The 6,317-nt window shown below is 69.7% G+C and carries 7 protein-coding genes and 1 pseudogene; 3 read left to right on the top strand and 5 right to left on the bottom strand.

The window, feature by feature from the left end:
• Both E1267_RS41980 and E1267_RS41975 read left to right on the top strand, forming a co-directional pair.
• Nucleotides 1–375 (top strand): annotated as a pseudogene (locus E1267_RS41980) (hypothetical protein); the annotation flags it as partial.
• Between the two features lie 5 nt (nucleotides 376–380).
• On the top strand, nucleotides 381–1,172 hold the full coding sequence (locus tag E1267_RS41975) for a MauE/DoxX family redox-associated membrane protein (RefSeq protein ID WP_246064684.1): 792 nt from the start codon (nucleotides 381–383) through the stop codon (nucleotides 1,170–1,172).
• Between the two features lie 103 nt (nucleotides 1,173–1,275).
• On the opposite strand, the gene E1267_RS41970 is transcribed toward E1267_RS41975, so the two are convergent.
• The gene (locus E1267_RS41970; RefSeq protein ID WP_132341622.1) at nucleotides 1,276–2,457 is read right to left on the bottom strand and encodes an ATP-binding protein; all 1,182 of its coding nucleotides are present in this window, start codon (nucleotides 2,455–2,457) and stop codon (nucleotides 1,276–1,278) included.
• A 311-nt stretch (nucleotides 2,458–2,768) separates the two neighbouring features.
• On the opposite strand from E1267_RS41970, the gene E1267_RS41965 reads away from it, so the two are divergent.
• Nucleotides 2,769–3,227 (top strand): MaoC family dehydratase, encoded by a 459-nt coding sequence (locus tag E1267_RS41965; RefSeq protein WP_132341620.1) that lies wholly within the window; start codon nucleotides 2,769–2,771, stop codon nucleotides 3,225–3,227.
• A gap of 19 nt (nucleotides 3,228–3,246) precedes the next feature.
• Here the strand turns inward: E1267_RS41965 and E1267_RS41960 are convergent, their stop codons facing one another.
• From E1267_RS41960 to E1267_RS41945, 4 genes are read right to left on the bottom strand one after another with little or no spacing between them, the layout of a single operon-like run.
• Nucleotides 3,247–3,483: a hypothetical protein gene (locus tag E1267_RS41960; RefSeq protein ID WP_132341617.1), complete on the bottom strand. Its 237-nt coding sequence runs from the start codon at nucleotides 3,481–3,483 to the stop codon at nucleotides 3,247–3,249.
• On the bottom strand, nucleotides 3,480–5,024 hold the full coding sequence (locus tag E1267_RS41955) for a radical SAM protein (RefSeq protein ID WP_132341615.1): 1,545 nt from the start codon (nucleotides 5,022–5,024) through the stop codon (nucleotides 3,480–3,482). The genes E1267_RS41960 and E1267_RS41955 overlap by 4 nt, the downstream gene beginning before the upstream one ends.
• A complete protein-coding gene (locus E1267_RS41950; protein WP_132341613.1) occupies nucleotides 5,021–5,755 on the bottom strand; it encodes a prolipoprotein diacylglyceryl transferase in 735 nt (244 codons plus the stop codon). The genes E1267_RS41955 and E1267_RS41950 overlap by 4 nt, the downstream gene beginning before the upstream one ends.
• Before the next feature lie 3 nt (nucleotides 5,756–5,758).
• Nucleotides 5,759–6,274, bottom strand: coding sequence for a hypothetical protein (locus E1267_RS41945; protein ID WP_132341611.1), 516 nt, complete (start codon nucleotides 6,272–6,274; stop codon nucleotides 5,759–5,761).
• Nucleotides 6,275–6,317: the final 43 nt, after the last annotated feature.

Here is a 6,317-nt window from a genome sequence, read left to right as displayed (position 1 = left end):
GTGCACGCGGGCATGCCAGCCGGCATCGCGGGCACCGCCACCTGGTCCGACACGTTCGACCAGGAGGAGCGGGGCGCTGCCTACCCGATGCTGGAGCGCACCGACACGGGCTGCGCGCAGGCGGGGGTGTCGTGTGCCGGCCTGCCGTACCTGTCGGTCGGGTCGCTGCTCCGGGTCACGAACGTGTGCTCCACCCGCTCCGCCGACGTTCCGGTGGTGGCGTGCGGATGTGTGGCCGGGCGGTTCTGCGACCGGTGCGTCGAGTGCGACACCTCGCCGCGCGGGCGGATCGTGGAGTTGTCGCCGTTCTCCTACGTGGAACTCGGCGGCGACCTGGTCAACGGGTGCTTCAATGCTCAGATCGGATTGGGGTGAGGCACGTGTGGGAATCGCAGCTCCCGCTGCTGGTCGTGCTGCTCGTTCTGGGCACCATGGCCAAGGTGGTCACGGTCCGCCTGAAGAGTGAGCCCGGCGAGCTGGCCAGGCTCGGGCCGGCGGTCCTGGTGCCGGGGCGCCTGCGGGCCCCCGCGCTGCTGGTGTGCGCGGCCGTCGAGCTGGTGCTGGCCGCGGGTCTCCTGGCGACCAGCCATACGATCTTCAGGTGGGCCACTGTCGCCTTCTTCGCGATGTCGACGTACGTGCTGCTGGAGCTGCGCAGGCGGCGGCCGGACGCGGGGTGCGGTTGCTTCGGCGAGGTGAGCTCGGCGCCGGTCGGCTGGCGTTCGATCGGCCGGACCGTGGCGTTGACCGGGATGGCCGGGGTGTCGGTGCTGGCGCCGGTGCCGGGGTGGGTGGCCGTGCTGAACCCGTCGTGGCTCACGGTCGCGGGGGTCGCCCTGGTGCTCGTGTTGTCGCCGGAGATCGACGAGCTGATCGCCCGCGCCCGTTTCCGTACCCCGTGCGAGCAGCAGCGCGGCCCGTCGGAGTCGGCGTCGCTCGCCCGGCTCAGGTCGAGTGGCGCCTGGCGCGACCACCGGGACGGGCTGACGTCGCCGGAGCCGTACGACAGCTGGCGCGAGCTGTGCTGGCGCTTCTTCGCCTTCCAGAACCACGACAACGACGACGTCGTCTTCGCCGTCCAGCTGAGCGGCCGGCGCCCGGCGGTGCGGATGGCCGTGGTCGGCTCGGAGGGCAGCGAGTCTCTGACGAAATATACGCCGGTATCGGCCTGACGCTAGAGAGCGTTAGACGTCGCTCGACAGGCAGGCCGATATAACTCTATTGGGCTGTCTAGCTTCCCCACTAGACAGCCCAATAGAGGTCTAGGGGCGTCGCTCAGACCGGTTGAGCGCGCAGGAACCTGCCGAAGTGCGGCACCGTGAACGCGATCAGGCCGCGCTCGGCGCTGTAGATGAGCCCTTTCTTGATGAGGCTGTCGCGGGCGGGAGAGAGGCTGGACGGCTTGCGCCCGAGGGCGTCGGCCACCTCGGCGGTCGCGACCGGCTCGTCGCCGATCTGCGCCATGGCGTGCATGTAGTCGCGCTCGGCCGGCGTGGCCCGCTCGTAGCGGCTACCGAAGAATCCGACGGCGAGCTCCTCCTCGGCCTCCGGCGCGGAGACCTTGACGTCGTCGATGGTGATCGGGCTGCGCGGCGCGAGATCCCACGCGACCTTGCCGTAGGCCTGGACGAAATAGGGATAGCCGTCGGCGGCTTCGTAGAGCGCGTCGAGCGCCTCCTGGGTGAACTCCACCTCTTCCTCACGCGCCGGCAGGATCAGCGCCATGTCGGCCGCGTCGCGGTCGAGCTTGTCGATGCGCGCGTAGCGGAAAAGCCGCTCGGAATAGCTCTTGCTGGCCGACAACACGCTCGGCAGGTGCGGCAGCCCGGCACCGACCACGATCAGCGGCCCGCCCGTCTGCGACAGCTCGTGGCAGGCGGCGCAGAGCGCGGAGACGTCGGCCGGCTGCACGTCCTGCATCTCGTCGATGAACAGGGCGATGCCCACCGCGAGGTCGGTGGCCACGCCGGCGGCGTCGACGAACAGCTCGGTGAGGTCGATCTCCAGGTCGCCGGAGTCGGCGCGCCCGCGGCTGGCGGGCACCTCGATGCCGGGCGACCAGTGGGAGGTGCCCTTGGCCGCGGCCGGGTCGCGCATGGCGAACGCCTTCAGCACCCCGAGGAACTCCTCGATGCGCTCGGGCGCGCGGTGCCGCGGGGCCAGCTCGCGGATCGCCATGTGCAGGGCGGCCGCGACCGGCCGCCTGATCGACTGGTCGGGCCGGGCCTCGATCTTGCCCGTGCCCCACAACCGCTGCATGGCCATGGACTTGAACGTGTTGAGCAGGACGGTCTTGCCGACCCCCCGCAGGCCGGTGACGACCATGCTGCGCTCGGGCCGCCCACGGGCCACTCGCTCCAGCACGACCTCGAACTGCTGCAGCTCTCGATCGCGCCCGGCGAGCTCCGGCGGACGCTGCCCGGCGCCGGGAGCATAGGGGTTGCGCACAGGATCCACGCTCTCGGACTCTATTGCCGGATATAGCGGCCGTCTTAGATTTGGGAAGAAAGTGCTACGGCGTGTCCGGACAGGGGCCGGCGCGAGCACCGTCATCGGACACACCCCTCTCACCAGGCCGAACCCTTGTTCGATTGCGGTACCCAAGACTGTAGCGCGGACTCGAACATCTATGCGATGGTTTCGAGTAAAGATCTTCGCAACAGCTCGGAACCCGCTGCGGCGACGGACACGTACGCCGGGCACGACCGCGCCACGACGCAGGTGGTGCACTTGGCAGCCCTGCCGCCCGCGCAATAGCGTTCGGGACCATGCGGACCTTCGCGAATGTTCAGGAGCTCAAGGCGGCCGTCGGCGAGAAGTTCGGCCCCACCGGGTGGCAGACGGTGACCCAGGACCAGGTCAACCTCTTCGCCGACGCCACCCATGACCACCAGTGGATCCACGTGGACGTCGAGCGCGCCAAGGAGGGCCCGTTCGGCGGCACGATCGCCCACGGCTACCTGACCCTGTCGCTGCTGCCGTCGTTCATGTTCGAGCTGGTCAAGGTCGAAGGCATCGCCATGGGCGTCAACTACGGCCTCAACAAGGTCCGCTTCCCCCGGCCCGTCCCCGTCGGCGCGCGCATCAGGGCCGCCGGCGAGCTCTCCGACGTCAAAGGAACGCCCGCGGGCTATCTGTCCAATCTGAAGATGACCATCGAGATCGAGGGCGAGCGGCGCCCCGCCTGCGTCGCCGAGACCCTCATCCTGTACGTGCCCGTCGAATAGTCCTCGCGGCGGCCGGGAGTCAGAGAATGATCGCGGCGAGCGCCGCCAGGCCGATGAGGGCGAGGTAGGCCAGCACGAGCCGGGTGTCCCTGAGCAGGCACTTGCTCCGGGTCAGCCCGGCTCGCCGCGCCCTCCAATAGCCGGCGAACCCCAGCACCGCGAACCCGAGCACCGCCCACGGCCCGAGCAGCCAGGCCAGCAGCGCCACGGTCGCGTACACGCACAACCGCAGCGGATCGTACGGCTCCTTGTTCACGACACCACCTCGAACGGGGCCCGGGGCCGCGCGGCCACCGCGGACAACCGCTGCCGCGACAACTGCGGCCAGGCCTGCACGGCGCAGAACGGCGCGCACTGGTCCTGCTCGGCCCGCGTTCCCACGTGCACGCAGCACTGCGTGAGCCGTTCCTCGATCATGGTCGAGATGTCCATGAACGGTTTGACGGTGATGCGTACGATCCGCTCCCCCATCATCCTGCGCAACTTCCTGCGCCGGCCGGGGAGGGCCGACGACGCCAGCGCGAGGAGAGTGGAGACGCCGAGGTCGCAGTTCTCGCAGATGTTGCGCCACAGGTCGCCGATCTGCGGGTGCGAGAGCGACGACTGCTCCGACAGCAGCCCGAGCAGGGACTCCTGTACGGCCAGCCGCAACTCGCGCGGGATCTCGGTGTCGGCGATGCGGTTGGAGACCAGGCCCAGGTTCGCCTTGAGCCGGTCGTGCCCGATCAACGCCGTCAGCGAACGCCACTCATGGGCGTCGTCGCGGATGAGGTAGCCGACCGAGCAGCAGTGCGGGTGGGAGCAGGGCAGCGCCGTCAGGTCGCGCCAGGTGACCAGGCCGCCGGTCTGCGGGCCCAGGCGGCTGAGCACGCCGGTGTGGGTGAGGCGGTCCTCCGGGTCGATGGCGCCCGACCTGCCGGAGCCGAACTGGGGCTGGAGCGACACACCCCCGACGTACGGGGTGTCGAGGGCGAGGCGTACGACGTCGCCGATCTCGCCGTCGTTGACGCCGAGCGCGGCGGTCATCACCAGGGTGGTGAAGATCTCGCGTTCGGACAGGCGCTGCACGGCCTGCGCCTTGATGCGGGTCAGGTCGCCGCCCCTGTGGTGTTTCGAGGCCTCGGCCGAACCGTCGTACTGGAGGTAGACCTCGACGCGCTCCCTGTGCTCGGTCAGCAGGTCGAGCAGCGCGTCGTCCCTGGCGATGAGCACGCCGTTCGTGTTGATCAGGATGCGGGTGACCGGGCGGTCCTGGAGCTCGGCGAGGAGGGTGGCCAGTTCGGGGTGGAGGGTCGGCTCGCCGCCGCTCAGCATGAGGACGTCGAGTCTGCCGTTCTCGCGGTGGAGGCGCTGGTCGACGTTCGCGAGGATGTCGGGCACGGGGACGACGCCCGTCAGGTCGGGCGAGCTGTCAGCGAAACAGGTGGGGCAGCGCAGGTTGCAGGCTTCCGCGATGTCCTGGAGGAGGATGCAGGTGTGCTGGGTCTGCATCTCGGGGAGGCCGTGGAGGTACGCCTCGGGGATCTGGCGGAAGTTCCCCGCCACGTCCGGCATGTGCTGCTTGGTGGGGGCAGTCCATTCTTCGAGGTACGCCAGGATTTTCGGGTCTTCGTCATACAAAGTCCGGATATATCCGTGTTCGCGGCATCCGCGTTCCAACCAGACCCTGCCGTCACGCTCGGCCAGATAGCCGCTCAGCCGCTCCACCCGATCGAGGTCACGGCCATGACAGCTCGGGCAGAACGCGTTGACGTACCGGAGAATGCGGTCGCCCCGCAGCCCCATCCCTGTGCTCAAGACATGACCTTCCGGTTGAAGAAGAGGGAGACGTAGTAGCCGCGCCGCCAGCCGTACCCCAGCCTGAGGGCGAGCAGCAGCATGCCCGGGATCAGGAACCACTGCGGCCTGGTCAGATCCAGCCAGACCGTCTCGTTGGCCCTGGTGAACTCGACGAGGAAACGGAAGACGGCGTACGCGGCGACATAGAGGGTGAACAACTCCCCCGGCTGGGTGAGCCGTTTGCGGGCCCAGAGCAGCGCGGCGAACACGGCGAGCTGGAAGACGATCTCGTAGACGAACGACGGGTGCATCGCCTGGCCGGTAAGACAACCCGGGCACTCAGGGGTGGCCGGCGGAGCGTGCACGCCCCACGGCAGGTCGGTAGGTCTGCCCGGCGCCTCCGTCAGATGGCAGCCGATCCGGCCCACCGCCATCCCCAGCGCCACCGCCGGGGCGAACAGGTCACCCGTGCGCTCCCTGTAGCCGATGAGCCTCTTGGCCACCAGGACGCCCACGTACGCGCCCGTCAGGCCGCCCAGGATGCTGCGGGAGCCGTACAGCCAGAGGTCCTCCGCGTCGAGCGTCTCCAGCCAGCCCGCCAGGCGCATCCCGACGGCTCCGCCCACCAGCGCCCCGGCGACCGCGATCAACGACTGCTCGTTGAGCGCGCCACGCCTCCTCGCCTCCCGCACGAAGACCACGGATGCCACCAGGACGCCCAGGCCGACGAAGATCTCGTGGAGGGGCATGCTTCAGCCGTACACGCTGGGGTTGAGCCCGGTGCACATGCCCGCCGTCAAGATCGACCAGAGCGCCCACCCGATCATCAGCCCGAGACCGGTGCCTCTCGCCCAGACCTTGCCGCGCACCAGGCACAATCCGATGCCCGCCCCCAGGCCGACGAGCGCCAGGACGACCGCGCCGGCGATCACTATGGGGGTGGAGTTGGCCTCGGACTCGACGGCGGCGAGGAAGACGGCGAACCCGACGACCACGTTGATGACGCTGTAGCCCACCAGGCCGACGAACGCGAACGCGACCAGCACGCCGGCGGAGCCGCCCTGCGAGGGAGGCGGCGGCGGTCCGTACGGCGGGTGCTGGTAGGGCGGCTGGCCTGGGTACGGGCCCTCGCGGGGCGGGCCGTACGGCGACGGCCCCTGAGACGGAGCCCCGTGGGGCGGCGGCTGCTGGGGCGCCGGCCCATGTGGGGAAGGCCCCTGTGGTGGCGCCCATCCCTGCTCCGGCCCCTCGTCACCCGGCGTGCTCACTGACGCTCACCCCCTAGTCGGGATCAGACTAGGAGCAAACGGT

This window comes from Nonomuraea longispora, from assembly GCF_004348345.1.
GTDB lineage: Bacteria > Actinomycetota > Actinomycetes > Streptosporangiales > Streptosporangiaceae > Nonomuraea > Nonomuraea longispora.
This window is presented reverse-complemented; position numbering and strand designations above follow the sequence as displayed.

Excerpts from the sequence above, each read along its gene's own strand:
- E1267_RS41950 (WP_132341613.1), bottom strand. The coding sequence starts at position 5,755 with ATGCCCCTCCACGAGATCTTCGTCGGCCTGGGCGTCCTGGTGGCATCC.
- E1267_RS41965 (WP_132341620.1), top strand. The coding sequence starts at position 2,769 with ATGCGGACCTTCGCGAATGTTCAGGAGCTCAAGGCGGCCGTCGGCGAG.